We start from the raw sequence: 25,929 nt of genomic DNA, 5'->3' as shown, positions 1-25,929 counted from the left end.
CCCAGGTGATGGGGGCGCAGGAACGGCGCTGGACACCCGGCCATCAATCGCGCCGATTGCGACGTCGCTAGCGGGATGCTCGGTTAGCTTTCAGTCGTCCATCGAAGCAAGGAGCGCCATGACCGTGATCGCGGGCCTGCCGGCTCATGTCTTGTTCGTTCACTTCATGGTGGTTCTCGCGCCCCTGACTGCGGTGCTCGAAATTCTCTGTGCAGTCTGGCCAGCAGCTCGGCGGCGATTGGTCTGGCTGGTGCTGGCGCTGGCCACCGTCACGCTGGTTCTGACACCGCTGACGATTGAAGCGGGCGAGTGGTTGTTCGACCGCGAGCAGAATCCCGGAGATGCCCTGCAGGTCCATGCTGAGCGCGGCGAATGGATGATCTACTTTTCGGTGGCGATGGCACTCGTCGCCGTCGCACTGACCGTCCTGCATTGGCTCGACGGACGATCGGACCGGCGCCGGACGCTGGCCATTGTCGGGGTCGCGTTGACCGCCTCCATCGTCGGAATCTCATCGATCGTGGCGGTGGTCCGTATCGGCGATTCCGGCGCGCGAGCGGTGTGGAGCGGTGAGCTGACCGAAGCCGACTGACTTCGAGGTCCTTCGGCCCTACGTGACAGCTGCGCCCACATCGAGAATTACGCCATGACCGCCTCTTACGGAACGGGACCCGCGTCAGGCCAGTATGACGAGGACCAACTGTCATCCGAAGACACCCTCATCGACCGCGGGACCGACGACCTGCTGGACGAAGGGTACTCGCCTCCCGAAAGGCCCTGGGGCCGCAGCGCGTTCGATCCGTCCGGGAACATGGACGAGATGCTGGCGGAGGAAAAACCAGACCCGGCGGCACGGTTGAATGTCTTGTTGGACATCCGCGAACAGCAACGCTCCGATGACGCGGAGCGCGAAGCCGAGTTCCCCGAACACCGTGAAGTCGGTCGAGCGCGTGCTGGCCGCCTCATCGCGCCGGACATGGGCTTCGGTGAGGACGAAGAGGCGGAATTGATCGCAGCCGATGTCGGAATCAGCGGCGGCGCAGCCTCAGCCGAAGAGGCCGCGATGCACATCATCGACGACCAGAACGACCAACAACTCTCAGACGACTGACTCAAGGAAGCGGTGCGCACCATCTGAGTTTGGTGCCGCCCCCTGAAACGGCGGCGACTGAGAACTCGCCGCCGACATCTTCAGCACGGCGACTGAGATTCGTCAATCCGCTTCCCGTGATGTCCTCGCTGATGCCGCACCCGTCGTCGACTACCTCGATGCACAGATCGTCTCCGACAACCACATTCACCGTCAGTGTCGAAGCTTTGGCGTGGCGAACGGCGTTGCTGACGGCCTCGCGCACGACCGCTTCTGCGTGATCTGCAAGGTTCGCATCGACGACCGACAGCGGGCCGGAGAATTGCACCGTCGTCCGCATGTCCGGCTGCGCGAACTGCGCGACGGCCTCGTCGAGCCGTTGGCGGAGACGGGTGATGCCCGCGTCACCACCATGCAGGTCGAAGATCGCGGTGCGAATCTCCTGGATGACCGATTGGAGGTCATCGACGCACTCATTCAACCTCTGCCGTACTTCGGGCTTGTGAGACCGAGGAATGGTGCCCTGCAGCGCAAGCCCGATCGCAAACAGCCGCTGGATGACGTGATCGTGCAAATCACGGGCGATGCGGTCACGGTCACTGAGCACATCGAGTTCGTGCATCCGCCGTTGGGTTGTGGCCAGCTGCCACGCCAGCGCGGCCTGGTCGGCGAAGGCGGCCATCATGTCGAGTTCGTCGGCGCTGAACGGCGGCGATCCGGGCGAGCGCGCGGCCACCAACACGCCGGCGACGGTATTGGACGCGCGTAGCGGTAGCACGAGAGCTGGGCCGGTGTGGGCCACGCCCGGCGCCAATTCCAGGCTCTCGAACCTACTCGGAGTCCGCTGTAGGTACGCCTGCCCGATCGGGGTGCCGCTCGTTGGCACGGTCCGCAGTGAGCCGTCCACCGAATCACCCGCGGTGGCGGCGATGACGAGCTCGTCGACCTCGTCTGCGGGAAGGTCGAGGTCTGCGGGAATCGCCACGACGGTCGACTTCGCGCCGCTGAGGTGACGCGACTCGTCGGCGACCAGGCGGAAGACGGATGCCGGATCCGTGCCGGCCAGAAGCTCGGTGCCGATGTCGCGCGTGGCCTCGATCCAGGACTGCCGCACCTTGGACTGTTCGTAGAGACGGGCGTTGTCGATCGCGATTCCGGCGGCAGCGGCGAGCGCCTGCACCAGCACCTCGTCGTCCTCGCTGAAGGGTTGACCGCCGGCCTTCTCGGTCAGGTAGAGGTTGCCGAACACCTCGCTGCGGATACGCACCGGGACGCCGAGGAATGTTTTCATCGGCGGATGATGAGGCGGGAATCCGACCGATGCCGCGTGGTGCGAGATGTTCTCCAGCCGAATGGGTTTCGGATCGTCGATCAGGACGCCGAGCACACCTCGCCCTTCGGGGAGATGACCGATACGCTCACGCATCGACTCGTCGATGCCCTCGTAGATGAATTCGACCAGTTCGTGGTCGTGGCCGCGCACCCCCACCGCGCCATACTGCGCATCGACCAGTTCGATCGCGGTGTGCACGATCGCCCGCAGCGTCTGATCGAGTTCGAGCCCCGATGTCACAGCCAGCATCGCGTCGACGAGGCCGTCGAGTCGATCCCGACCCTGGACGATCTGCTCCACGCGGTCCTGGACCTCCATGAGCAGTTCACGAAGGCGCAACTGGGACAGGGTCTCCCGCACCGGCGGCCTGGCAGCCCCGCCCCACGGTTCGGCGGGCTGCGCCGGGTCAACCATGCCGCCATGCTGCCACTTGTCAAGCCACTATGCGAGCAATCGGCGGTAATTGACGATCGCGTTTACCGCTAGCCTCGTGCTGCGATTCGCTCACGGGGCAGCTCGCGCACCGTCGCGTTGCTCCGGTCGGTTTCTGCCTCCTGGTGCGCCCGATCTCGGATACCACGCAGCATCTTCTGCTCCATGACGAAGTGGGCGATGTCGAACAGGGCATGTCCGACTGCGCCCCCACTTCCCTGACCAGCAGGCGCGTCCAACTGCCCGTGCGGCGGAGATGGAAGATCCACGCCCCGCCGGCCTTCTCCCCGCGCTGCAACCGGGCGTAGTCCTCTGGCGACACCAACACCAGGTAGACCTCGGGCTCGATCGCGGCCACCACCTGCCGTCCGGCGTCGCCGTAGCGGCGCGCCAGCCACACGGTGTCGCCGACAGCGAGGTCCTGCCATTCCGGATGGATGCACTTCGCATTGTGGATAGCGGCACCCACTGCTCGTTCGAGAAGCGAGTAGCTGTAGAACCCCGCCCGGTCCTCCCCTATCTGGACCAGCCACGGCCACACCGCACCGATGGGTGCGTCGATCGTCACGGCCCGTGTCGTACGTGGCGCGTCGGTCGCCACCAGTTCGTCGCCGGGCAACTCGGCGGTGATCTCAGGCTCGGTCGCCCCCCACGTGTAGATCCACGGCCGTACGTGGGCGCGGTACAACGCGACACCACCGAGCACCGCCATCGCCGTCGGCACCCATGCGTTCATCCTTGCCATGCGTCGACCGTAGGTCTGTGCGGGCGATCGACTAAGGGCCGAAGGTCCCTGCGCGACACGGCCGAAACGCTCTGTTTCACGCGTCGACCACCTTCCATGCTGAGCGCATGGCAGGCACACATTGGCTGGTGATGGAGCCTCCCTCGCACGGACCGCCCCCGATGTTCGAGACCCGGGTCGCAGGCGCGGGACGGCACCTGCCCGCAACGCACCTGGCGACCGACGACCTGATGTCGACCACACGCCATCACACCCACATCGATCTCGAACGGCTGACCGGAATCCGTGAGCGACGGGTGTCGGTGGGCGACGAGGACTCCTACACCCTGGCGACGGCCGCCGCGGTCGATTGCCTCACGAAGGCCGAACGTGATCCGGCATCGATCGACCTCGTCATCAACTGCAGCATCACGAAGTTTCGCGGCGGCCTGACACAGAGGCTGGAGCCGACCATGAGCTCCGCGGTGGCACACGCCATCGGCGCCCACACGGCGATGACCTTCGATCTCAACAACGCGTGTGCCGGAATGCTCACCGGAGTCACCGTTGCCAACAACATGATCAGGCAGGGCACCGTGAAGCGGGCCTTGATCGTCAGCGGCGAGTACATCTCGCAGCTGGGCCGGAATGCGGCGCGCCATGTGCACAACATCATGAGCAAGGAACTGGCCTCCCTGACCCTCGGCGACGCAGGTGCGGCGCTCCTACTCGAAAGGGCTCCGGCCGGTTCGGGCAGCATCATCCTGGCCGGTTTCACAACGCTGGCCGAATACAGCCGACTCTGTCTCGGTTACCCCAAGGGCGACGACCCGGGGGCGCGGATGTTCACCGACGCACGGGGCATCCACCGGGCCGCCATGGCGAACACGCCCACGTTGCTGCGCGAGGTACTCCGGGAGGCGGGACGATCCATCGACGAAATCGACCACGTCATCACCCATCAGACGTCGGCGCGCGCGATCCGCAAGGGCATGGCCGAAGTCTCGGCCAAGTTCGGCGCCACACCGAAACACGAGGCGGTCGTCACCGTCGACCGCTACGGCAACACCGCGTCGACGACGCACACCGTGGCGCTCATCGAAGAGCTCGAGGCTCGGCGCATCTCACCCGGGGAGACCATCGCTTTGATCGCGTTGGCATCCGGTCTGGAGATCGGCGTCGTCCTCTTGACGCTGGACCGAGAGTTGGTGAGCCACTATGGGAACCGTGATTGACCAGATCGCCGTGGTGCACGGCGGCTGGCGGAACCGTCACAGTGCTCTGCGGCTGATCGACAGGGCGGCGAAGAAGTGCCTTCGCAAAGGCCGGCGCAACGCCGACGAGGTGGACCTCCTCGTCAACGCGGGCATCTACCGCGACCGCAATCTCGGCGAGCCCGCCCTCGCCTCGATGATCCAGGACGACATCGGAGCCAATGACGAGCAGCCGCACACCGGCGGGCACGGCACCTTCTCGTTCGACGTCGCCAACGGCTCGTGCGGAATGCTCACCGCCCTGCACATCGTCGACGGCTTCCTGCGGTCGCGGGTGATCGACTGCGCATTGGTGGTCGCCGGTGACGCCGATCCGGGACGCGGTGCGAGCGAGGCATTCCCCTACAGCCCCGCAGGCGCCTCGCTGCTGTGCGGCTGGTCCGAAGACGGACGCGGGCTCGGGCCGGTCTGGTGGGAACGGTCGCAAGACGACGACACGGTGTCGGCCACCATCGGGATGGTGGATCACCGCAATCTTCTGAGGATTCGCGAATCACGCTCTGCGGAACGTTGTTTCGCGCGTACCGCGGTGCGTGCGGCACAGCGCTGCCTCACCGAATCGAATACCGAAATCGCTGAGATCGCGTCGATAGTGGCGGCGCCGGCTGGGCCGGCATTCCGAGCGGAGCTGGCGGCCGAGCTGGACATCCCGATCGAACGCATCATCGTCGGCGACGACCAGCACATGCACACCGCCGCCCTGGCGGCCGCGCTCGCTAAGGCCGCCGACGCCACCCCGACCGGCGGCCTGGTGATGATCATCGCCGCGGGCGCGGGCGTGACGGCCGGGGCAGCCCTGTACCGGACGTAGCTGGAAACCCTTCAGGCGGGGAGGAAGTCGACCTGCGTCGGCTCGGGAACCCGGGCGAAGAAGCGCTCCACGTCGGAGCGCGTCGGGGCGACGGTGCCCGGCGTCAACAGCATCGCGGTGGCTGCCGCAACACCGAACCGAACCGCCTCATTCAACGGCCAGCCACGGCTGAGACCGACCACGATCGCGGCGACCATCGCGTCGCCGGCGCCCACGCCGCTGACGACATGCACCGGCACGGCAGGGATTCGTTCATTGCGTCGCGGGGTCACCACGAGAGCCCCATGGGATCCGAGGGACACCACCACCGACTGGGTGATGCCGCGGTCGATCAACTCGCGGGCAGCGGCGAATTGTGCCGCCTCCTTGACCAGGTCACGACCCACACATTCGCGCAGTTCGCGGATGCTCGGCTTGAGCAGGAACACCCCGGACGTCACATGGGTCAGCCCACCACCCGAGGTATCGAGCACCAGAAGTGAACCGGTCTCGCGGCAGATGTCCGCCACGCGCTGATACCAGTCCGGCGGCACCGACGGCGGCAGGCTGCCGCTGGCGACGACGAACTCGGCCGACGCGGCCGCCGCCCTCAATTCGTCCAGGCACCGCGCCTGCTCCTCCGGAGTGATCTGCGGACCCGGTAACACGAAGCGGTACTGCTTACCGGTGGTGCGTTCGTTGACCGTGAAGCTCTCGCGGGTCGAATCGGCGATCGGTATGACCCGCGAAGGCACACCGGCCTCGGCGAGTAGCTTCTCCACTTGGCCGCCGGTCGAACCCCCTACCGGAAACACGGCCGACGCCGGTACTCCCAGGACGCTGGCGACGCGCGAGACATTGATGCCGCCGCCACCCGCGTCGTACCGCGCTCCGGCGCAACGGATCTTGTCGGTGGGGCGCACGACGTCCGCACTGGTCGTGATGTCGAGCGCAGGGTTCATCGTCAATGTCGTGATGACGGTTCGGCTCTGCCCCCGACTACGTTGCATCACAAACCCGTCGGGTAGGTTTCGGGCGACTCCCCGGCGACCCACACACTGCTCACCTCGAGCGGTTCGAGCGCACGGGTCCGATCGATGTGGATGATGGCGTCGAACTGTTCGCCCGGGCGCACGTGGTAGTAGTGGCTCTGACGTTCCGTCGCCGGGAGGTAGATCACACCGATGGCCCGCGACAGCCGCACCACATCGAGCGGGCGGGCGGATGCGCGGCTGATCAACGGCGAGATCAGGAAAGCCGGTCGATCCGTCTCGTGAAACAGTTCCTCGATGCTGCCGTTCAACGCGGGCCGGACGACCTTGCGCTCGGCGATGCCGCCCCACTCGCTGGCAGCGGTGACCGTGCCCGAGTAGGTCGTCAGACCGATCAGCCGACAGCCGTCGCCGTAGCGCTCCCGCACGAGCTGGCCGAGAGTCAGTTGACCGTCGCTGCCGACCTCCGTGGCGCGCGCGTCGCCGACGTGAGAGTTGTGAGCCCACACCACAATCCGGGAGGTGTGGGCCCCGTTCCGCCGGTCCAAATGGGTCAACAGCGCTTGTAGCGTCTGGGCCATGTGTTGGTCCCGCAGATTCCACGACGTGACGCGGCCGCTGACCATGGCGCGGTAATACCGTTCGGCGTCACGCACGGACAGAGCATTCTGCTGCGCGTAGAACGCCTCATCTTCGGCCAACAGCCCATCGCGACGTGCGTACTCCAGTGTGATCTTCTGCGTTTCGACCAGTTGCTCGACCACCTCTCGTTCGCACGACAGTCCCGCGCCGAATGCGGCCGCGAACCCGTAGGCCTGACCGTCATCGGCTGAGGCATGGTCGAAGCAGGAGTAGCGCACTCTCGCCCGCGCCGCGGCCTGCGGATCCACCTGGTCGAGATAGGCGATCACCTCGCGCATCGACCGGTGCAGGCTGTAGAGGTCGAGCCCGTAGAAGCCGGCCTGGCGTCCACCGCCGGCCGTGTCGATCCGTTGGTTGTGACCGTGCAACCAGTCGACGAAGTCACGGACCACGACATTGCGCCACATCCATGCGGGAAATCGTTCGAAGCCGCGCAGCGCTTCCTCGGCCGAGCCGTCGGCACCCCGACCGTGAACGTATCGATTGACCCGGTAGGCGTCCGGCCAGTCGGCCTCGGCGGCAACGCCACAGAAACCCTTCGCCTCGATCAGCCACTTGGTGATCTGGGCCCGCGCCTCGTAGAACTCGTGGGTGCCGTGAGAACTCTCGCCGATCAGGACGACCCGGGCATCGCCGATGATCTCGTCGAGAGCCTCCACCGGCGGCATGCCGCCGGGCGCATCCACGGCCGCACGGTCGATCACCTCCGCAGGCGCCTCCTGCAGCCGGATTCGGGCGGTGGGGAGACCGGACGTGGGTGTGGCCAGTAGATCCCGCACTTCCTCGTCGCTGACCTGGTGGAAGTCCCAGAACGACTCTCCCACCGCCAGAAACGGCGTCGGCATGCTTGCGCACACCACGTCGTCGGCGATCCCCGCGAACTCCCGGCAGGTCGACTCCGGCGCCGCAGGCACGGCGACCACGATCTCGGCGGGGTCGGAGTCACGCAACGCCTGTATCGCGGCGAGCATGCTGGCTCCCGTGGCCAACCCGTCGTCGACCAGGATCACGGTCTTACCGGTGACGTCCACCGGAGGGCGGCCGCCACGGTAGGCCGCCTCCCGCCGGAGCAACTCACGGCCTTCCCGTTCGGCGACATCGCGGAGTTGCTGAGGCGTGACCCGAAGCGCGCGCAGCATGTCGTCGTTGACGACGACACGACCCCCGCTCGCCAACGCCCCGACGGCGAACTCCTCGTGCCCGGGCGCGCCGAGTTTGCGTACGACGAAGGCGTCAAGCGGAGCGGCCAGCGCCGCGGCGACTTCCCAGGCGACCGGGATCCCACCCCGCGGAAGACCTAGCACGACAACGCCTTCCCCGCCTCGGTAGGCGCCGAGCATCCCGGCCAGAACCCGGCCCGCTTCGCGGCGATCGCGGAACACCCGCCGCGGCGCGTTCCTGACCGCCGCCCGTGCACGCGTCATCTCGCTTCTCCGTTTCAGAGGTCAGTACGTGAACTTGGCCGGCTGATGGGTGACGGCCTCAATGTCGCTGGCCGACACCGACATCAGCCGCTTGCCGAGATCCGTCAGTGCGCGCGATACGGCAAGCTCGTCGCCGATCTCGGCCACGTTTCGGTCGGCCGGATCGAGCCGGGCCATACCGATGCCGACCTCCTCCCTCTCCCGCCAGGACAATCGAGCCTTGGCTTTGGTGAGGCCCATGTGCTCGTCGATCGAGACCTCGACGGTCCAGTGCTTGACCACGTGGTCTGAGTCAGGCTTGCTCATGTCGCCATCTCCTCGATGATCAGAGTTCGATTGCCACGTCGAATCCGACCATCCGGAGCGCGATTCCGGATAGGGGCCGAAGTCCCACCTCGAGGGGCCGTTCGCCGGGCACGATCCGACCCCGCGGCCTTCCGTGTCCCACATCCGGCGGCGACTCGAGGACTAGCGGCCCTAGTAGCGCGATGCGTAAGCGGCCATGGTGGAGCCATGACGAACTTGCTGCGGGTAGGAGGGGCCCTCGCGGTGTTGTACGGAGCGCGGCGCTTCTACCGCAACTGGGGCACGACGAAGGAAGAATGCCGGATGCGGCTGGCCGGCGACGAACTGCTCGACGGGCCCGTCGTCCAGAGCACCGAGGCGGTATGGATCGACGCCCCGCCCTCGACTGTGTGGCAGTGGCTGGTCCAGATCGGCCAGGATCGTGGTGGCCTGTATACGTTCGAGGCCTTCGAGAACTTCGCGGGTCTGCAATACCGGAACGCCGACCGCATCCATCCTGAGTGGCAGGACCTGGCACCGGGGGACGCTGTGCGGCTGGCCCCCAAGGGCTGGATGGGCCTACGGGACGGGATCGTCTTGCAGGTGGTCGACGTCGTCGCCGGCGAATCGATCGTGTTGCGATCCATGTCACCGGCGCTGTGGGACACCGTGTGGTCGTTCCACATCGTTGCGCACTGGGATGACCGCTGTCGGTTGATGGTACGGACCCGCACGCGGCTCCGGCACCCAGGCCAGGTGCTGGCCGACGAGTTAGCGGGGCCGGCAAGGGCCTTCGTCACCCGCGGGATGCTGCTCGGCATCAAACGCAGGGCGCAGCAACAGTTTCAGGCCGAGACATCCGCCGGGAAGGCCACCGGCGACTTGCACCGCACGGTGTGATCGACGACGCCGCCGAGCCGCTCAGACGACCGTGAATCCGCGATCGGGTTCCGAGCCGAAGTGGAACCGGCGGCCCGTCACACGCAGCGGACGGATCCGCACGTAATGGGGTTTGACCGTGGCCGTCCACGGAAGCAGCTGCGCCCGCTCGGCCTCATCGATCTCGTCATCGGTGCGAAGTGTCCGGGCCAGGCCCCTGATCACCACGCTCCAACCCTCGACGGCGTTGTGGTCGTCGGCCTCGAACAACACGTTCTTGTTGATCACCGCGCTGCTCAACTTCGTGCCCTCGGCCGTGCGGAACAGCACGGTGCGGTTCTGGATCACGAAGTTGACCGGGAAGATCTCCGGCTCGCCGCCGACGCTGGTCACGAGGCGCCCCAGCGAGGAAGCCGACATCAGGTTCCAGCATTCGCTCTCGGAGAGGATTTCGATCGGTCGCGTCGGTGTGGACATGGTTACGACGGTACGGAGAACAAGCGCCAGGCGACGCTGCCAAAAGTCCCTTCGGCTAATGCCCTAAAGGCCCTGTATTCCGGGAGGGTTAGCAGGACGATAGAGCCCATGAGCAGCGCCGTGATCGAGGCCGCCGCCATGGGGGAACTGGTCAGCACGCTTCAGCAGCGTGGTTACCGGGTCATCGGACCCACCCGGTCCGAGAATGCGATCGTCCTGGCCGAATTGGCCTCTGCCGACGATCTGCCCCGGGGCTGGGGCGTGGACACCGGACCCGGCCATTACCGGTTGCGCAAACGCGACGACGACGCGCTGTTCGGCCATTCAGCCGGACCGCAGTCCTGGAAACAGTTCCTCCACCCACCTCGGCAGCAGCTGTGGTCCTCCGAAGGCGAGACGTCCGAAGAGCCTCCGAAATACGCGTTCCTCGGGGTGCGGGCCTGCGATCTGTCCGCCATCGCCGTCCTCAACGGCGTGCTCGGCGTGGCCAGTCATCCGGACCAGGGGTTCGTCGGTCGGCTGGCGCGGATCTTCGTCGTGGCCGTCAACTGCACCGAACCCGGCGGGCTGTGCTTCTGCGCGTCGATGGGCACCGGACCCGAGGTCGGGCCCGGCTACGACCTGGCGCTCACCGAACGCATCGACGGCAACCGACACAATTACCTGGTCGACGTGGGAAGCGAAGTTGGCGAAGACGTGCTTTCCGCTCTGCCGCACCGCGATGCCACCCCCGACGAGATCGACTCCGCTCGAGGCGATGTCGCGGACGCGGCCGACAAGATGGGCCGCCGGATGCCTGCCGGCGACCTGCGCGAGCTGCTGATCGACTCACGCGAATCGCCTCAGTGGGATGAGGTGGCCAGTCGATGCTTGACGTGTGGGAACTGCACGATGGTCTGCCCCACGTGTTTCTGCACCACCGTCGAAGACACCACCGATCTCACGGGACAGCACGCCGAGCGATGGATGCAGTGGGCGTCGTGCTTCGAGTTCGACTTCACGTTCATTCACGAAGGGAGCGTTCGGCAATCGGGCGCCTCGCGATACCGCCATTGGATCACCCACAAGCTCGGCACCTGGCATGACCAGTTCGGCAGTTCTGGCTGCGTCGGTTGCGGGCGATGCATCGCCTGGTGCCCCACCGGAATCGACATCACCGAGGAGATGCACAACCTCGCCGCCCGGCAGGCCGAAGCCGGTGAGGACTGAAACCGAGGCGCCGCAGGCGCCGTCGTCAGCGATGACCCCGGTGCCGTACCGGGTGCGCCGCCGAACCGACGAGAATCGCGATTCGGCGACGCTGTCCCTGCAACCGGTGCACGATCCGCTACCGACACCCCGGCCCGGTGAGTTCATGATGATGTACGCCTTCGGCATCGGTGAGATCGCGATCTCCGTCAGCGGCGTACCGGAATCCGACGGCGGCGCAATCCACCACACCATTCGGTCGGTCGGCGCGGTGAGCCGCGCACTCCACGGCGCCGCCCCCGGCAGCGTGATCGGAATGCGGGGGCCGTTCGGCACCGGCTGGCGACTGCCCGAGGCGGTCGGAGACGATGTGGTGATCGTCGCGGGCGGCGTCGGGCTGGCGCCGCTTCGGCCGGTCGTCCTGGCCACGCTGACCGATCGCGACTCCTACGGTCGGGTGACCCTCATCGCGGGCGCTCGCACCCGCGACGACTTTCTCTTCGCCCAAGAGCTCGCCGACTGGTCGAGCAGCGGCGTCATCGACGTGCACATGACCGTCGACGTCCCGATACAGGGGTGGCCCGGCGAGGTCGGCTTCGTCACCGAACCCTTGCGCCGGACACCGATGCGTGCCGATCGCACCACCGCGTTTCTGTGCGGCCCCGAGGCCATGATGCGTAACGGTGCCGTCGAACTTCTCCGTAAAGGCCTGCCGCCAAACAGGATCCAGGTATCGCTGGAACGAAACATGCAATGCGGAATCGGATGGTGCGGGCACTGCCAGCTCGGTCCTCTGCTGTTGTGCCGGGATGGTCCGGTCGTCGGATACGACGTCGCCGAGGCGCTGCTCAGCGTGAAGGAGCTGTAAGTGGGAACACCGAAGCTAGCCGTGTGGAAGTTCGCATCCTGCGACGGCTGCCAATTGACCTTGTTGGACTGTGAGGACGAACTGTTGACGCTGGCCGACCAGGTGCAGATCGCCACGTTCCTGGAGGCATCGAGCGCCACCGTCGCCGGCCCGTACGACGTATCGCTGGTGGAGGGCTCGATCACGACGGCGGCCGATGAGCGTCGTATCAAGGAGATCCGGGAGCAATCCAACGTGCTCGTCACGATCGGCGCGTGTGCCACCGCCGGCGGGGTGCAGGCCCTGCGGAACTTTGCAGACGTCAGCGAATTCGCCTCCGTCGTCTACGCCAAACCGGAATACATCGACACGCTGGCGACCTCGACGCCGGCCTCGACACACGTCACCGTCGATTACCAGATCCAGGGCTGCCCGATCGACCGCGGGCAACTGCTCGACACCCTGGCGGCACTCCTGGTTGGGCGCAAACCGCGGTTGCCGGCCAAAACGGTGTGTACGGAATGCAAGAACCGCGGCGTCACATGCGTCGTGGTTGCCGACGGGACCCCGTGCCTGGGACCGGTCACCCACGCCGGGTGCGGCGCGCTGTGTCCCACCTATCGGCGCGGCTGCTACGGATGCTTCGGACCCGCCGCCACCCCGAACACCGCCGCGCTCATTCCGGTGTTGCGCCGGGACGGAATGTCGGCCGCCGGTGTCGAGCGCGTCTTCGCCACCTTCAACGCGGTCAACTTCAACCACGAACGGAATGACCGGTGAGCGAAGAGATCCGGACGTTGAGCGTCGGGGCGCTGACGCGGGTGGAGGGGGAAGGCGCCCTGCACGTCACCCTGCGTGACGGGAGCGTGGACACCGTCGAGTTGAACATCTACGAACCACCCCGCTTCTTCGAGGCCTTCCTGCGCGGCCGCGCCTACACTGAACCACCCGACATCACCGCCAGGGTGTGCGGCATCTGCCCCGTCGCCTATCAGGTGAGCGCGTGCAACGCCATCGAGGACGCGTGCGGGGTGACGGTCGATCCGGAACTGGTGGCGTTGCGGCGACTTCTCTACTGCGGGGAATGGATTCACAGCCACGCGCTGCACATCGTGCTGCTGCACGCACCAGACTTCCTCGGCTATCCCGACGGGATCAGCCTCGCTCGGGACCACCCCGAGTTCATCGAGCGCGGACTGGCGTTGAAGAAGGTCGGCAATCGGCTGATGGAGAAGATCGGCGGGCGCGCGATCCACCCGATCAACGTTCGGCTGGGCGGATTCTATTCGGTCCCGCACCCCCGCGAGCTCGCTGCCCTGGCCGAGCTACTCCGGGGCGCAATGGACGACGCGCTGTGGTTGCTCGACAGAGCGAGCCAATTCGATTTCCCGGAAGCCGAATTCGACCACGAGTTCCTGGCGCTCACAGCGCCCGACCGCTATCCGATCGAGAACGGCACCATCCGAAGAAGCGGGGGGCACCCGTTTGCGGTCAGCGAATTCAGCGACCACGTCGTCGAGGCGCAGGTGCAGCGGTCCACGGCGCTGCACGCCACACTGGACGGCGCCCGCTACCTGACCGGTCCGCTCGCCCGGTACTCGCTGAACTCCAAGACCCTCTCCCCCGTCGCCCGCGAGGCGGCCGCCCGCGCGGGGCTGGGTGAGGTGTGTCGAAATCCGTTTCGGAGCATCCTCGTTCGCGGTGTCGAGGTCGTCTATGCGATCGACGAAGCATTGCGCATCATCGCCGATTATCGGCTTCCCGACCGCCCATTCGTCGACGTCCCCGCCCGGGACGGGGTGGGCCACGGCGTCAGCGAGGCGCCCCGCGGGCTGCTGTATCACCGCTATGACGTGGGTGCCGACGGACTGCTGCGGGCGGCCGTGATCGTCCCGCCCACCGCTCAGAACCAGGCGGCCATCGAGCACGAGATGGCCGAACTCGTTGGCGCGAACCTCACGCTGGCCGACGACGCGCTGACCGCGCTGTGCGAGAGGGCCATCCGTAACCACGACCCCTGCATCTCGTGCTCGGCGCATTTCCTGACGCTGACGGTCGACCGGTCGTGAGCGGCGCCGTGGTGATCGGGATCGGCAACAGCTTCCGCCGCGACGACGGAGTCGGCCCTGCCGTCGCCGAAGAAGTCGCGAGGCGCGACCTCCCGGGTGTGCGGGTGCTCGTTGCCACGGGTGAGCCTGGCGCCTTACTCGACGCTTGGAGCGGCGTCGGCATCGCGATCGTCGTCGACGCCGCGATGGGCGATGGGGCCAGTCCCGGTCGGATTCGGCGATGGACTCCGGACGAGAACAGACCACCGCGGGTCGTCAGTTCACACGCGATCGGCCTACCGGAAGCATTCGCGTTGGGAGAAGCATTGGGGCAGTTGCCCGATCGCCTGGTCGGGTTCAGCGTGGACATTGTCGACGCGGGCCACGGTGTCGGTATGACGGCAGATGTCGCCGCCGCCATCCCCGGCGTGGTCGACGCGGTGCTCGCCGAACTCGATCACTCCATGTGATCGGAACCCTGCTGCGCCTAGGACCGGCCGGGTGCGGGCGCCTCAGGTTCGCTGGGGAACCTGATGACGCTTCCGGGCTTGAGTTGCTGGACCCGTCCACGGCACTCGACGGTCACCGGCGGAACATTCTGGGGCCCGACGCTGACTTCGGCTCCGCGACCGCTGACCCGCACATGTAGGTGATGGCCACGATAGTGAATCGGAAAGCCCAACGCCCCCAATGATTCCGGCCAGTGCGGCGACAGCACGATGCGGTTGCCGCGCACTTCCAGGCCGGTGAAGCACCGCTGCATCAAGTCGACGCTGCCCGCCATCGCGGCGAGGTGAACGCCCTCCGACGTCGTACCGCCCTGAATGTCGTCGACATCGGATTTCAACACATCGCGAAAGAAATCGACGGCGTGATCGCGGTTCGCCCGGGCCAGCACCCACGAATGCACGACGGCGCTGAGCGTGGAACCGTGCGAGGTGCGGGCGATGTAATAGTCGACCATCGCAGGGATCATCTCCGGCGCAAGCTGGTAACCGAGCCGATTGAGCAGTTCGCGCAACTCATCGGACGACAGCAAGTACAACAACATCAGCACATCGGCCTGCTTGGAGGCTCGGTAGCGGTTGACGTCGTCGTCCTCCGCCTCGAGGATCCGGTCGAGGCGCTGGATGTTGCCGTAGCGGGCCCGGTACCCGTCCCAATCGAGTTCCTCGAGCCCGTCGTAGCCCTCGAACTGGCTCACCATCCCGTCGTGGAAGGGCACGAACATGCGGCGGCTCACGCGGTCCCAGTGTTCGAGCTCCTCGTCGGTCAGCCCGAGCTTCTCCCGGAGGTCGAGTCGGTTGGGCAGTGGCATCTCTTGAAGGGCCTCGACGGCACGCAGGATCACCCAGACCGCCATCACGTTGGTGTAGGAGTTGTTGTCGACACCGGTGTACGGCCGATCGGGATAGCCGGAGTGGAACTCGTCGGGCCCGATCACACCGAGGATCCGATACCGGTCGGCGGCTTCGTCGTAGGTGGTCCTGCTGACCCAGAATCGCGCGATCTCGATCAGCATCTCGGCACCGTAGTCGATGAGGTATGCCAGGTCGCCGGTGACCTGATAGAACTGCCACACGTTATAGGCGATCGCGATACCGATATGGTGCGCAAGGTGACTCGCATCCGGATTCCACCGGCCGGAGTGGGGATTCAGATGTAGCGACGGGCTTTCCTCGCGGCCGTCGCTTCCCGACTGCCACGGAAACATCGCCCCGGCATAGCCGGCGAGCTTGGCGGCACGACGAGCCTCGACCAGCCGACGGTACCGGTACCGCAACAGCGCTCGCGTGATGGTCGGAAACCGCAGATTCAAAACCGGGAAGATGAACAGTTCGTCCCAGAACACGTGGCCGCGATACGCTTCCCCGTGCAAACCCCGTGCCGGAACGCCGACGTCCAGGTCCTCGCTTTGATACGACACGGTCTGCAGCAGATGCAGCAGATGCAGTCGCAGGATCCTCAATTCCTCGGGGTGGCCGTCGAATTCGATGGACAGTCGCTCCCAGATGTGAGCCCAGGCCAGCGTGTGCTCCTGGCGGAGTTCGCGGAATCGGCCCTGCCGTGTGAGTCTGCGTTCTGCGCCCGCCGCGGGTTCGGAAGTGGCGACATCGCGACCCGTCACCAACGCCACCACCTTCTCGACGGTCACCGACTGGCCCTCCGCCATGTCGACGAAGATGTCATGTCCGATCTCGAATTCATGCTCGACCAGACGATATTTCGCGACCGCGGAGACATCGTCGTGCCAGACCGTGGTCCGTGCCGCCAGCGCAATCGGTATCTGTGACTGCCTGGTTCGTGTCGACATCAGCACCGCGTCGTTCGTGATCTCGGCCATCGTCAGGGACTCGAGATGATCGCTGGCCAGGCCTTGGTAACGTTCCACTCCCCCGTTTCTGACGTCGGCATCCAGCGTCGACCGGAATTCGATGGTGCCGGACCAGTTCTCGGCGACGACCGTGGTTTCCAGTGCGGCGATGTGCGTCTGTCTCATCGAGACCAACCGGTGCTGAGTCAGCGAGCTTATCCGCCCCGCGTCGTCGCTGAAGCGCAAGGCACGGGTCAGCACTCCGCCTCGAAGATCGAGGGTCTGGCGGTAGGACAGCAACGACACGGCATCCACATCGAACCAGGGGCCGCCGTCGATACGGAACATCAGCGGAAGCCAGTTGGGCAGGTTCACCAGGCTTTCGTGTTCGAGCTTCTTGCCGGCCAGGATGTCGTCGAGGCGGTTGTACACCCCGGCGGCGTAGGTCCCCGGATAGTGGACCTGGCCGGCCTTCGACTCAGGGGCGGCGCCGCGGGTCGCGAAGTATCCGTTGCCGACGGTGCACAAGGCCTCGCGCAACTTCTCGCTCGGTGGGTCGTACCCCTCGAAGGTGTAGGTCCACGCGACCGTTGAGGTGGCGCGCTGGCGTGCCAACCATCGGCCACCGCGTAGCAGGAACTCGCAAACCTGCTGCGGGTTGTCGAGTGTGAAACCGGCGGCGCTCGGCCGGTCCCGGTCTTCCTCGTGCCGCACGGCGATGCCGATCCCGCGGGCCCGTAGCGCATCGAAGGCGTCCTCGTCGGTCAGGTCGTCACCGATGTAGATCGGAATCAAGCGACTTTCCGGTGGTAACCGGTCCTGTATCCACTTCAACGCCGATCCCTTGTCCCAGTCGATGTCGGGCCGCAGTTCGACCACCTTGCGCCCTGTCGTCACGCGGAGACCGAAACGAGTCCCGTACCCGTGGGTGGCGGCGACGACCTCGGCCACGCTTTCGGCAGAGGCGTTGCGGTAGTGCACCGCGACGGCATAGCGCTTGCGCTCGACATAGATCCCGGTGATCGAACCCAAACGGTCGCACAGCGCGTCGGCGGCCCGCTGCAGGGCCGGGAGCGCCGCCGCGGCGTTGGGGTTCTGATACTCGGTGCCGTCGGGACCCACCATCTCGAATCCGTGACTGCCGGCATACCAGACACCGGGAACACCCACGCGCGCACGGATATCGGCAAGATCGCGCCCGCTGAGTATGGCCACCGGACACTGCTCCGCCATTGCCGCCAACGCCTCGGCGGCTCCGTCGACGAGGACGGCGGCGTCCGGATCGGAGACGATCTGCGACAGGGTGCCGTCGAAATCGAGGCAGACGACCGGGCGCCTTCCGTCGACCGCGGCGATCATTTGTCCATAGGAGTCGAGGGCGTTCGGCAAGGTCGAGATGCGTCTGTCTCCCAGTCGCACGGCCACCTCGGCGACGTCGGACACCACGACGTCCGCGCCGCTGGACAACAGGGTCTCGTGGGACCCGGCCGGTGCGACACCGATCACCAGTGCGAAGCCACCTTGCCGGGCGACCCGCACGCCGAGTTCGCTGCCTTCGATGACCACCGAGCGTTCGGGTGTCACTCCGAGACCTGCGCACGCCTCCAGCAAGACTGCGGGATGGGGTTGTTCGGGCAGGCCGAGCGCCTCGGCGACCACACCGTCGACGCGGACGGTGAACAGGTCCTCCGGGTCCGCCGCGCCCGTGATCCGATCGCAGCTTCGGCTCGTGGAGTAGGCGGCCGTCCCCAGCCCCGCGTCAGTCAGCTTCTTGGCCAGCGTGACCGTCGACGCGGCACCGTCGTCGAGACCGTCGAGGCCGAAGAGAGCGGCATCGTACAAGCGCGGATCGATGGTCACCGGTGTCTTCACGCCACCCATCTGACTGCTCGGCGCGGCGCACCGGTAGGGCATGAAGTCATCGAGACCGTTCCGGAGAGCCCCGCAGGGACTTTCGGCCCTACGAGGCGATGACACTCAGCCCATCGGATACGGCCCTCGGACGCTACGCCTAGAAATCGCGTGGGGCGACGCTGTCCGCATGACCATTGACGACTACGTGCGCGACATCTCGACGCTGCGAATCGCCGACGCCGAGGAAGCCGGTGGTAAGGGCGCAAACATGGGGGAACTCGTGGCGGCCAAGTTGCCTGTTCCGCCCGGCTTCGTCCTCCTGCGCGATTGTTATCGGGACTCGATGCGAGCCGCCGGTGTCGACGCCGAACTGTCAGCGCTGCACCGGGAAGCGATGGCGAACGCCGCCGACACCGCCCGGCTGTCCGAGTCGTGTGAGCGGATGCAGGGTCTGGTGAACAAGGCCGGCGTCTCCGACGGCGTGCGTGATCGGATCCTCGCGTTCTATCACCGTCTCGGGCGTGACGCCGTTGTGGCCGTCCGCTCGTCGGCGACCGGGGAGGACGGCCGGGACGCATCGTTCGCCGGGATGAACGCCACGATCACCAACGTCACCGGTGACGAGGCGCTCGTCGGCGCGGTTCTACGCTGCTGGATGTCGCTGTTCAGCCCACGAGTCGTCACCTACCGCGCCAGCCGCAACTTCACGGCCGACCCGGCGATGGCGGTCGTCGTACAGCGGATGGTCAACTCGGACAAGGCCGGCGTGGCGTTCACCGCCGATCCGAGTAACGGCGCCGAGGACCGAGTCGTCATCGAGGGCGCCTTCGGTCTGGGCGAGGTCGTCGTGTCGGGGATGGTCGAGCCCGATACCTACATCATCGCCAAGGACACCCTCGAGGTGCTCGATATCCGGCTGGGACACAAGGCCTTCAAGATCGTGCGCGGCCCTGACGGCAACGACACCCACGTCAACCTCGATGACGCGCAGGCCGACGCGCGGGTGCTCGATGACCGCGAACTGCGCACCATCGCTGAACTCGCCATCGCCACCGAGCGACACAACGGCTGCCCGCAGGACACCGAGTGGGCGATCGAGAACGGCCAAACCTACCTGGTGCAGGCGCGGCCCATCACCACCTTGAAGCACACCTCCGCGCCGTCGTCGGAGAAGCACGCCGTGCTGGCTCGCGGCCTGGCCGCGGCGCCGGGAACCGCGATCGGCAAGGTCCGTGTGCTCGACAGCCCCGATGAGGGGCACCGGTTGCTCGAGGGTGAGATCCTCGTCGCCCAGATGACCAATCCCGATTGGCTGCCGACCATCCGGCGGGCGGCGGCACTGGTCACCGACACCGGCGGGATGACCTGTCACGCCGCCATCGTCGCTCGCGAACTCGGGGTGCCGTGCATCGTCGGGGCACGCAGCGCGACAAAGGATCTCCATGACGGGACGACCGTCACCGTCGACGGAACCCACGGCCGCGTCCTTGCCGGCCGCGTCGACACCGCCCCCCCAGTGACCGTCACGGCGCAGCCCCAAGCGGTGTCTGCAGCAGCTGACGAGGTGACGGGAACCAAGATCTACGTCAACATGGCGATGCCCGACCACGCCGAGGCCGTCGCCGCGCAGAACGTCGACGGTGTCGGGTTGCTACGAGCCGAGTTCATGCTCACCGAGGCACTCGGGGGTCGTCATCCACGCGATCTCATCGCGCGCGGCGAACAGGACAGCCTGGTCGAGAAGTTGGTGGCTTCGGTGGGCCGCATCGCCACCGCCTTCGCGCCACGCCCGGTCGTATACCGGGCAACCGACTTCCGCAGCAACGAGTTCCGGGGTCTCGTCGGCGGCGAGTCGTACGAGCCCGTGGAACACAACCCGATGATCGGCTACCGCGGCTGCTACCGGTACATCAAGGAGCCCGACCTGTTCGCCCTGGAACTCCGGGCGCTGGCGCGCATCCGCGAACAATCCCCGAACCTGCATCTGATGATCCCGTTCGTGCGTACGCGGTGGGAGCTCGAGGAGTGCCTCGCCCTCGTCGACTCCAGCCCACTCGGTCGCCAACGCGGATTACGTCGGTGGGTGATGGCGGAGGTGCCCTCGGTCGTGCACTGGCTCCCGGAGTACATCGGCATGGGTATCGACGGAGTGTCGATCGGTAGCAACGATCTCACCCAGTTGATGCTCGGAGTCGACCGCGACTCGGATATCTGCGCAGAACTGTTCGACGAGTCGGACCCAGCCGTCCTGGACGCCATCGGTCGAATTGTCGGCCTTGCACGTAAATTCGGTATCACTTCGTCGTTGTGCGGTCAGGCGCCGTCGACCAAGCCTGCCTTCGCCGAACATCTGGTGCGGATGGGCATCACCTCGGTATCGGTCAACCCGGACGCTGTCAGCGCGGCGAGGCGCACCGTCGCGGCCGCCGAGCGTCGGCTGATGCTGGAGGCGATGCTGACGGCACGGGACGGTGGCTCGGATCGGGCGGGGTGAAACGGCAGGCTCAGCGACCGCACCAGCAAGAGAGATGGGGAACACAATGAACGACACCGACTCCAAGTCCTCGGTGATCGTCGGGATCGACGGATCCGATACGGCGATCGAAGCGGCGCTGTGGGCAATCGATGAAGCGGTCAGCCGAAGCGTGCCTTTGCGTTTGGTGTGCGTCACCAAGGCAGAACACCCCTCCGCCGAGGACTATTACGCTGACATCCACCACGCCGAGGATTCGCTGCGCGCGGCACAAGCCGCCGTCGACGCCACCGGCAAGTCGGTGAAAGTCGAGACCGGCATCCTCACCGGGCTGCCGGGAGTCAGCCTGGTCGAGGAAAGCTACGACGCCACGCTGGTCTGCATCGGCTCGGTCGGCATCGGCCGCTACGCGCGCTCCATCCTCGGATCCACAGCGATTGAGGTTGCGGAGAAGGCACATTGTCCCGTCGCGATCATTCGTCCCTTCGACACCGAGGCCGATCACTCGGTGAACTGGATCACCGTCGCGGACAAGAGGAGTCGCGACACCGACGCCCTCCTCGAAGCCGCGATGGACGAGGCCGCATTGCGGCAAGCCCCAGTGCTGGTCGTCGGTAAGAACGGCAGTGTCGAACGCGACGTCGAAGCGTTGCGCAAGCGTCATCCGGGGCTTCGCATCTACCCGATCGGCGACAGCGCCGACATCGCACGCTTCCTCAAGAACAGTGACGAGCGGGTGCAACTCGCCGTCATCAGCGGCGCCGAAGCACACCAGGTGGCCGATATCCTCGGCCCGTACGGACACCACCGGTTTTCCCACGCCGGGTCGTCGGTGCTGGTGGTCAGAGGCCGACTCGTCGCCCGAGAGGAGATCGTTCGATGATCGAGGTGTTGCCGGATATGCCCGACGGTGTGATCGGCTTCCGAGTGTCCGGCCGGTTGAGCGGTGAGGACCTACGCGACTTCAAGCCCACGATGGAACAGAAGCTGCAGGGCGACGAGGTGCGCATCGTCGAGGTCATCGCGCCCACTTATGAGGGTTTCGGTCCCGGTGGGCTCGTCGAGGACCTGAAACTTGGTTTCGGCGCATTGATCAGTCATCATTCGGCCTTCAAGCGGATCGCCGTGGTCACCGATGAGAAGTGGGTGGTACACACCCTGCACGCGCTGGCATGGATGGTTCCCGGCGAGATCGCGCTCTTCGGTCTCGATGAGTTGGAGCAGGCCAAAACCTGGGCCGCGGGCTGAGCGCGGGTTCGATGACGGTCGAGGTGCACCGCTGACGTGTTGCTGCTCAGCGAAATCGTGCGCCGTGAAGTCATCGGCCCGAGCGGATGCCCGATCGGCCGCGTCGCCGATGTGATCGCCCGCCCCGACGGCGGTGCGGGCCTGCCCCTCGCTGAACACCTCGTGCTGTCCCGACGCCGAGGGCCACAGGTGCTGGTCCCATGCCAAGCCGTCAATCTCCGTCATCCGCAACACATTCGGCTGAACACCGACGGTGAACCACCGCGCGTCGCCGTCGGCATGTTGGCGGACGACGAGATCATGCTGGTGCGCGACGTCCTCGATACACAGGTCGTCGACATCACCGGGCAGCGACTCGCGCGCGTTGCCGACGTCGTGCTTGCCCGCCGACACGACGGCCGGCTGGAGGTCATCGGCGTCGAAGTGGGGTTCGATGCCGTCCTGCGGCGCCTGGGTCTCGGCCGGCTGGCGAAACGACTCCCATCCGATGCCGTCGCGTGGACAGACCTGCACCTGACGTCCGACCGGGGCCACGCCGTCGCGCTCGGGACACCACGGTCGGCGATTCACCTACTGGACGCGCGCGGTCTGGCAGCACTCATCGCGCGACTCGACACGGAATCCGCGGCCGAAGTCCTCGATACCAAGAAAGCGGCGGTGGCAGCCGACGTCATCCAGGCCAGCCATCCTGTTGACGCGGAACGGATCTTGCGAGCGTTGGGCGGAAACAAAGCGGCCGACGTCGTCGCTGCGATGCCGACCGACCATGCCACCCGGTGGAGAGACCGGCTGTCCGGCCCGGTCCTGTGGAGGAACAGACACTTCCGTCGCTTCGGGGTGTGGCCACGTCGTCGACACGGGCGATCGTGACGGTGACGAAGCGCCGCCGGCTGGCGATCGGGGCGCTGGTGGCGGTCGTGGGCCCCGGACTGCTCGCCGGCCTCTCGGACGATGATCCCGCCGGTATCACCACGTACTCGGTACTCGGCGCCGATTACGGCTATCAACTGCTCTGGGTTCTGCTGCTGTCCACCCTCGCCTTGGTGATGTTCCACGTCTTGGCCGCCCGCATGGGCGTGGTCACCGGACAAGGCTTGATCGGCCTGGTGCGCCAACGCTACGGCGTACGTGTCGGCGGCGCTATCCTGGTGACGCTGGTCGTCGCCAACATCGGGACGACGTGCGCCGAGTTCGCCGGTATCGCAGCGGGTTTCGAGCTCTTCGGGGTCAGCCGCGAGGTCAGTGTTCCCGTCGCGGCACTGCTCGTCTCGACTCTGGTGCTGCGCGGCAGCTTCCACCGCGTCGAGCACTTCCTGCTGCTGTTGTCGACGATCTTCCTCGCCTACATCGCTTCGGGGATACTCGCTCAGCCCGACTGGGGGGCCGCGGCACACGGTCTCTTGATACCGACGATGCCCGCCGACCGGGACACCTTGGCGATCATCACCGCGACCGTCGGAACGACTCTCGCGCCATGGGGACTGTCGTTCATCCAGTCCTACGCCGTCGACAAGAAGTTGCGGATCGAAGACCTGCGGTTGGAACGCATCGACGTGGTGACCGGCGCCGTGCTGACAGGCGTGATCGGTTTCTTCGTCGTGGTGGCCTGCGCGGCCACCCTACACCGGGATGGTCGCTCCATCACCGATGCGGCGGACGCGGCGCTGGCCTTGCAGCCGCTCGCGGGTGAGTTGGCCTCGACGCTGTTCGGGATCGGGTTGATCGGCGCCGCCGTGCTGGCCGCAGCCATTCTGCCGTTGTCGACGGCCTATTCGGTGTGCGAGTACGCCGGAACGGAGGCCGCTCTGAACGATTCCTTTCGGACGGCGAGAACGTTCTATGTGACGTTCGGGCTCGTCACCCTGCTCGGCGCGGTCGTCGTCATGGCCCCTGGTGTCCCGCTGGTGACGATCCTTGTCGCCACGCAGATCCTCAACGCCGTTCTGCTCATCCCGTTGCTGGGCGTGATCATCGGCGTCGCGCGGAATGCAAATCTGATGGGCGATTTCCGGTTGGGCAGGAAGGCGACGGTGGCCTACGGCGCGACAGCGGCCGTGGTACTGATGTGCGTGGTTGCCCTCGCCTTCACCGCCGGTTGGGGGTGAGACCCGCGGAACCGTAATCCGCTCACTGATCGTGAAGCAATGCGACATTCACGAGTTCTTGTGCGTGGACCAATTGACGCTCGGCTTGTTCGAGGCTGGATCTGAACTCGCCGTCATAAGCGTTTCGCGAACCCGCCACCACCGATAGGCACATGTGTGCAGCGGCATGAGCGTCCTCCGCCGCGGCCGCCAACTCGCTGGTGAGTTCCGGGGTAGGCGCCGGCAAGTAGGTATGCACCTGGACGCCGGCGAGATCGTGCATTCTTTGGCACGCCTGCTCGAGACCTATCGGGGTCAGGCTCTCCATGGAGTGCCGGGCATCGGCGATGGAGTCCTGCAGCTTGGTGACAGGAGTATGCGCGTGTTCCCACCATTGCACGACGGCCTGTTGTTCAGTGGGTGTCGCGGCCGCGGGCTCAGTTCGATCGCGATTTATCACGACGGCCACTGCGGCGACCGAAACAGTGAGGGCGGCAACAGCGCTCGCGCCTACGAGGGCCCATCTCGTCCGGTACCACGCGGTTGTCTCCGGCCCCTTCTGCTCAATGGGCGCCCCACACTCACCACAGAGATCGAAACCCAGCGGATTGTGGTGGCCGTTCGGGCATCTCGCCATTTCTCAGCCCTCCTCGGGTATTCGCTCAGCGGCCGTCGGTTGACGTCACCGAATCCTGCTCAACATCAGGAACTGGTGAATTCCGAACCGATTGAACATCCGTGCCCGCCGAGCCGAGATCAGCCGGCCCGCGGTCTGTGCATCGATGATTCGCGGTTCGACAACGTTGTAATTGCGACCGCCGCTCGACACGATGGCCTCGCCGGACGCCTGTACGTTCCGCAGCCAGTCGACATCCGTTCCGTACGGCAGCGGAATGATGAATCCATTGTCGACCTGGTCGGCCACCACAGGGGTGGCGTAGTGCCGGCCGGTTCGGCGGCCGGTATGCCGGATGACGGAGGCATACAAGTGTCTGCGGCCGGCCAGCTGCATCATCAGTGGATTGAGCACGTACTTGTTGAACGTACGCACCTTTGTATTCACTCGATCAACCACGCTTGAAGGCATATCTCGATCGTTGCGACGGACTCGCCGGCCACACAGGGCCGTCTGGACCGAAGTCCGAGGGTCTAAAGGCACGAACCGCAGACGGAGGCGAATGGGCTGATCTTGAGGGACTTTCTTCTCTATCTCCGTCAGCCCGGCGCGCAAATGATGGATGCGGCAACCGACAGCGACGATGGAGGATACCGATGACGCCGACGGACCGCGTCGATCTGACGACCGCGGAACTCGACACCGTGGCCTGGCGGTTCCTGCGGTCCGAATTCGCTGGCCGGATCTACTCCGATTGGTCGCTCGACCGCCGCCTGGATGCCTACCTACTGCGTCACGGGGGCACCGACTTCCTCGTCGACGGATCGGCCTACGCCGCGCTGCTGGAGCGGGTGATGGTGAACATCGGTCCCGCCAGGCGCAACGGCGTGCTTTCGCTACCCGATTGGTGAGCAC

General features: G+C 66.1%; 24 protein-coding genes and 1 pseudogene. 16 read left to right on the top strand and 9 right to left on the bottom strand.

Going from position 1 to position 25,929, the window contains the following annotated elements:
- Positions 1–118 precede the first annotated feature (118 nt).
- Positions 119–592 carry a DUF2231 domain-containing protein gene (locus tag A5698_RS00785; RefSeq protein ID WP_068292039.1) on the top strand — a complete coding sequence of 158 codons (474 nt, stop codon included), beginning with the start codon at positions 119–121 and terminating at the stop codon, positions 590–592.
- A gap of 54 nt (positions 593–646) precedes the next feature.
- Positions 647–1,111, top strand: a complete 465-nt coding sequence (locus tag A5698_RS00780; RefSeq protein WP_068292036.1) for a DUF5709 domain-containing protein — start codon at positions 647–649, stop codon at positions 1,109–1,111.
- A gap of 1 nt (position 1,112) precedes the next feature.
- Here the strand turns inward: A5698_RS00780 and A5698_RS00775 are convergent, their stop codons facing one another.
- Together A5698_RS00775 and A5698_RS00770 are read right to left on the bottom strand one after the other, a co-directional pair.
- The gene (locus A5698_RS00775; protein WP_084792159.1) at positions 1,113–2,837 is read right to left on the bottom strand and encodes a GAF domain-containing sensor histidine kinase; all 1,725 of its coding nucleotides are present in this window, start codon (positions 2,835–2,837) and stop codon (positions 1,113–1,115) included.
- Between the two features lie 68 nt (positions 2,838–2,905).
- Positions 2,906–3,600, bottom strand: a pseudogene (locus A5698_RS00770) (hypothetical protein).
- A 107-nt stretch (positions 3,601–3,707) separates the two neighbouring features.
- On the opposite strand from A5698_RS00770, the gene A5698_RS00765 reads away from it, so the two are divergent.
- Positions 3,708–4,814, top strand: a complete 1,107-nt coding sequence (locus A5698_RS00765; RefSeq protein ID WP_068292033.1) for a 3-oxoacyl-ACP synthase III family protein — start codon at positions 3,708–3,710, stop codon at positions 4,812–4,814.
- Positions 4,798–5,664, top strand: coding sequence for a beta-ketoacyl-[acyl-carrier-protein] synthase family protein (locus A5698_RS00760; RefSeq protein WP_068292030.1), 867 nt, complete (start codon positions 4,798–4,800; stop codon positions 5,662–5,664). The genes A5698_RS00765 and A5698_RS00760 overlap by 17 nt, the downstream gene beginning before the upstream one ends.
- Before the next feature lie 11 nt (positions 5,665–5,675).
- Here the strand turns inward: A5698_RS00760 and A5698_RS00755 are convergent, their stop codons facing one another.
- From A5698_RS00755 to A5698_RS00745, 3 genes are read right to left on the bottom strand one after another with little or no spacing between them, the layout of a single operon-like run.
- Positions 5,676–6,653, bottom strand: coding sequence for a 1-phosphofructokinase family hexose kinase (locus A5698_RS00755; protein ID WP_068292080.1), 978 nt, complete (start codon positions 6,651–6,653; stop codon positions 5,676–5,678).
- Positions 6,653–8,701 (bottom strand): erythromycin esterase family protein, encoded by a 2,049-nt coding sequence (locus tag A5698_RS00750; protein ID WP_068292027.1) that lies wholly within the window; start codon positions 8,699–8,701, stop codon positions 6,653–6,655. Before A5698_RS00750 ends, A5698_RS00755 begins: the two co-directional genes overlap by 1 nt.
- Before the next feature lie 21 nt (positions 8,702–8,722).
- A complete protein-coding gene (locus tag A5698_RS00745) occupies positions 8,723–9,007 on the bottom strand; it encodes a DUF1876 domain-containing protein (RefSeq protein ID WP_067089357.1) in 285 nt (94 codons plus the stop codon).
- Between the two features lie 207 nt (positions 9,008–9,214).
- Between A5698_RS00745 and A5698_RS00740 the strand changes: the two genes are divergently transcribed.
- The gene (locus tag A5698_RS00740; protein WP_067089360.1) at positions 9,215–9,886 is read left to right on the top strand and encodes an SRPBCC family protein; all 672 of its coding nucleotides are present in this window, start codon (positions 9,215–9,217) and stop codon (positions 9,884–9,886) included.
- A gap of 21 nt (positions 9,887–9,907) precedes the next feature.
- On the opposite strand, the gene A5698_RS00735 is transcribed toward A5698_RS00740, so the two are convergent.
- A complete protein-coding gene (locus tag A5698_RS00735) occupies positions 9,908–10,342 on the bottom strand; it encodes a pyridoxamine 5'-phosphate oxidase family protein (protein ID WP_067089363.1) in 435 nt (144 codons plus the stop codon).
- A gap of 108 nt (positions 10,343–10,450) precedes the next feature.
- On the opposite strand from A5698_RS00735, the gene A5698_RS00730 reads away from it, so the two are divergent.
- From A5698_RS00730 to A5698_RS00710, 5 genes are read left to right on the top strand one after another with little or no spacing between them, the layout of a single operon-like run.
- The gene (locus A5698_RS00730; RefSeq protein WP_067089365.1) at positions 10,451–11,551 is read left to right on the top strand and encodes a 4Fe-4S dicluster domain-containing protein; all 1,101 of its coding nucleotides are present in this window, start codon (positions 10,451–10,453) and stop codon (positions 11,549–11,551) included.
- Between the two features lie 31 nt (positions 11,552–11,582).
- Entirely contained in the window at positions 11,583–12,398 is an 816-nt protein-coding gene (locus tag A5698_RS00725) for an FAD/NAD(P)-binding protein (protein ID WP_068292024.1), read from the top strand.
- The gene (locus A5698_RS00720; protein ID WP_068292021.1) at positions 12,399–13,157 is read left to right on the top strand and encodes an NADH-quinone oxidoreductase subunit B family protein; all 759 of its coding nucleotides are present in this window, start codon (positions 12,399–12,401) and stop codon (positions 13,155–13,157) included.
- Positions 13,154–14,446 carry a Ni/Fe hydrogenase subunit alpha gene (locus A5698_RS00715; protein ID WP_068292018.1) on the top strand — a complete coding sequence of 431 codons (1,293 nt, stop codon included), beginning with the start codon at positions 13,154–13,156 and terminating at the stop codon, positions 14,444–14,446. The genes A5698_RS00720 and A5698_RS00715 overlap by 4 nt, the downstream gene beginning before the upstream one ends.
- Positions 14,443–14,895, top strand: a complete 453-nt coding sequence (locus A5698_RS00710; protein ID WP_068292015.1) for a hydrogenase maturation protease — start codon at positions 14,443–14,445, stop codon at positions 14,893–14,895. The genes A5698_RS00715 and A5698_RS00710 overlap by 4 nt, the downstream gene beginning before the upstream one ends.
- 17 nt (positions 14,896–14,912) lie before the next feature.
- On the opposite strand, the gene otsB is transcribed toward A5698_RS00710, so the two are convergent.
- The gene (gene otsB, locus A5698_RS00705) at positions 14,913–18,611 is read right to left on the bottom strand and encodes a trehalose-phosphatase (RefSeq protein WP_231967239.1); all 3,699 of its coding nucleotides are present in this window, start codon (positions 18,609–18,611) and stop codon (positions 14,913–14,915) included.
- Positions 18,612–18,780: 169 nt separating this feature from the next.
- Between otsB and ppsA the strand changes: the two genes are divergently transcribed.
- Genes ppsA through A5698_RS00680 form a run of 5 tightly spaced genes read left to right on the top strand, consistent with a single transcriptional unit; the run spans position 18,781 to position 24,419 of the window.
- Positions 18,781–21,087: a phosphoenolpyruvate synthase gene (gene ppsA, locus A5698_RS00700; RefSeq protein ID WP_068292009.1), complete on the top strand. Its 2,307-nt coding sequence runs from the start codon at positions 18,781–18,783 to the stop codon at positions 21,085–21,087.
- Between the two features lie 46 nt (positions 21,088–21,133).
- A complete protein-coding gene (locus A5698_RS00695) occupies positions 21,134–21,949 on the top strand; it encodes a universal stress protein (protein ID WP_067089385.1) in 816 nt (271 codons plus the stop codon).
- Positions 21,946–22,314: a SpoIIAA family protein gene (locus A5698_RS00690; protein WP_067089387.1), complete on the top strand. Its 369-nt coding sequence runs from the start codon at positions 21,946–21,948 to the stop codon at positions 22,312–22,314. Before A5698_RS00695 ends, A5698_RS00690 begins: the two co-directional genes overlap by 4 nt.
- 36 nt (positions 22,315–22,350) lie before the next feature.
- A complete protein-coding gene (locus A5698_RS00685; RefSeq protein WP_068292006.1) occupies positions 22,351–23,184 on the top strand; it encodes a magnesium transporter MgtE N-terminal domain-containing protein in 834 nt (277 codons plus the stop codon).
- Positions 23,181–24,419 (top strand): NRAMP family divalent metal transporter, encoded by a 1,239-nt coding sequence (locus A5698_RS00680; protein ID WP_231967237.1) that lies wholly within the window; start codon positions 23,181–23,183, stop codon positions 24,417–24,419. The genes A5698_RS00685 and A5698_RS00680 overlap by 4 nt, the downstream gene beginning before the upstream one ends.
- 22 nt (positions 24,420–24,441) lie before the next feature.
- On the opposite strand, the gene A5698_RS00675 is transcribed toward A5698_RS00680, so the two are convergent.
- Positions 24,442–24,867: a hypothetical protein gene (locus tag A5698_RS00675; RefSeq protein WP_156614032.1), complete on the bottom strand. Its 426-nt coding sequence runs from the start codon at positions 24,865–24,867 to the stop codon at positions 24,442–24,444.
- 213 nt (positions 24,868–25,080) lie between these two features.
- Positions 25,081–25,485: a nitroreductase family deazaflavin-dependent oxidoreductase gene (locus tag A5698_RS00670; RefSeq protein ID WP_068292003.1), complete on the bottom strand. Its 405-nt coding sequence runs from the start codon at positions 25,483–25,485 to the stop codon at positions 25,081–25,083.
- A gap of 185 nt (positions 25,486–25,670) precedes the next feature.
- On the opposite strand from A5698_RS00670, the gene A5698_RS00665 reads away from it, so the two are divergent.
- On the top strand, positions 25,671–25,925 hold the full coding sequence (locus A5698_RS00665; RefSeq protein ID WP_067089395.1) for a hypothetical protein: 255 nt from the start codon (positions 25,671–25,673) through the stop codon (positions 25,923–25,925).
- Positions 25,926–25,929: the final 4 nt, after the last annotated feature.

The organism is Mycobacterium sp. E136 (assembly GCF_001666865.1).
Lineage (GTDB): Bacteria > Actinomycetota > Actinomycetes > Mycobacteriales > Mycobacteriaceae > Mycobacterium.
This window is presented reverse-complemented; position numbering and strand designations above follow the sequence as displayed.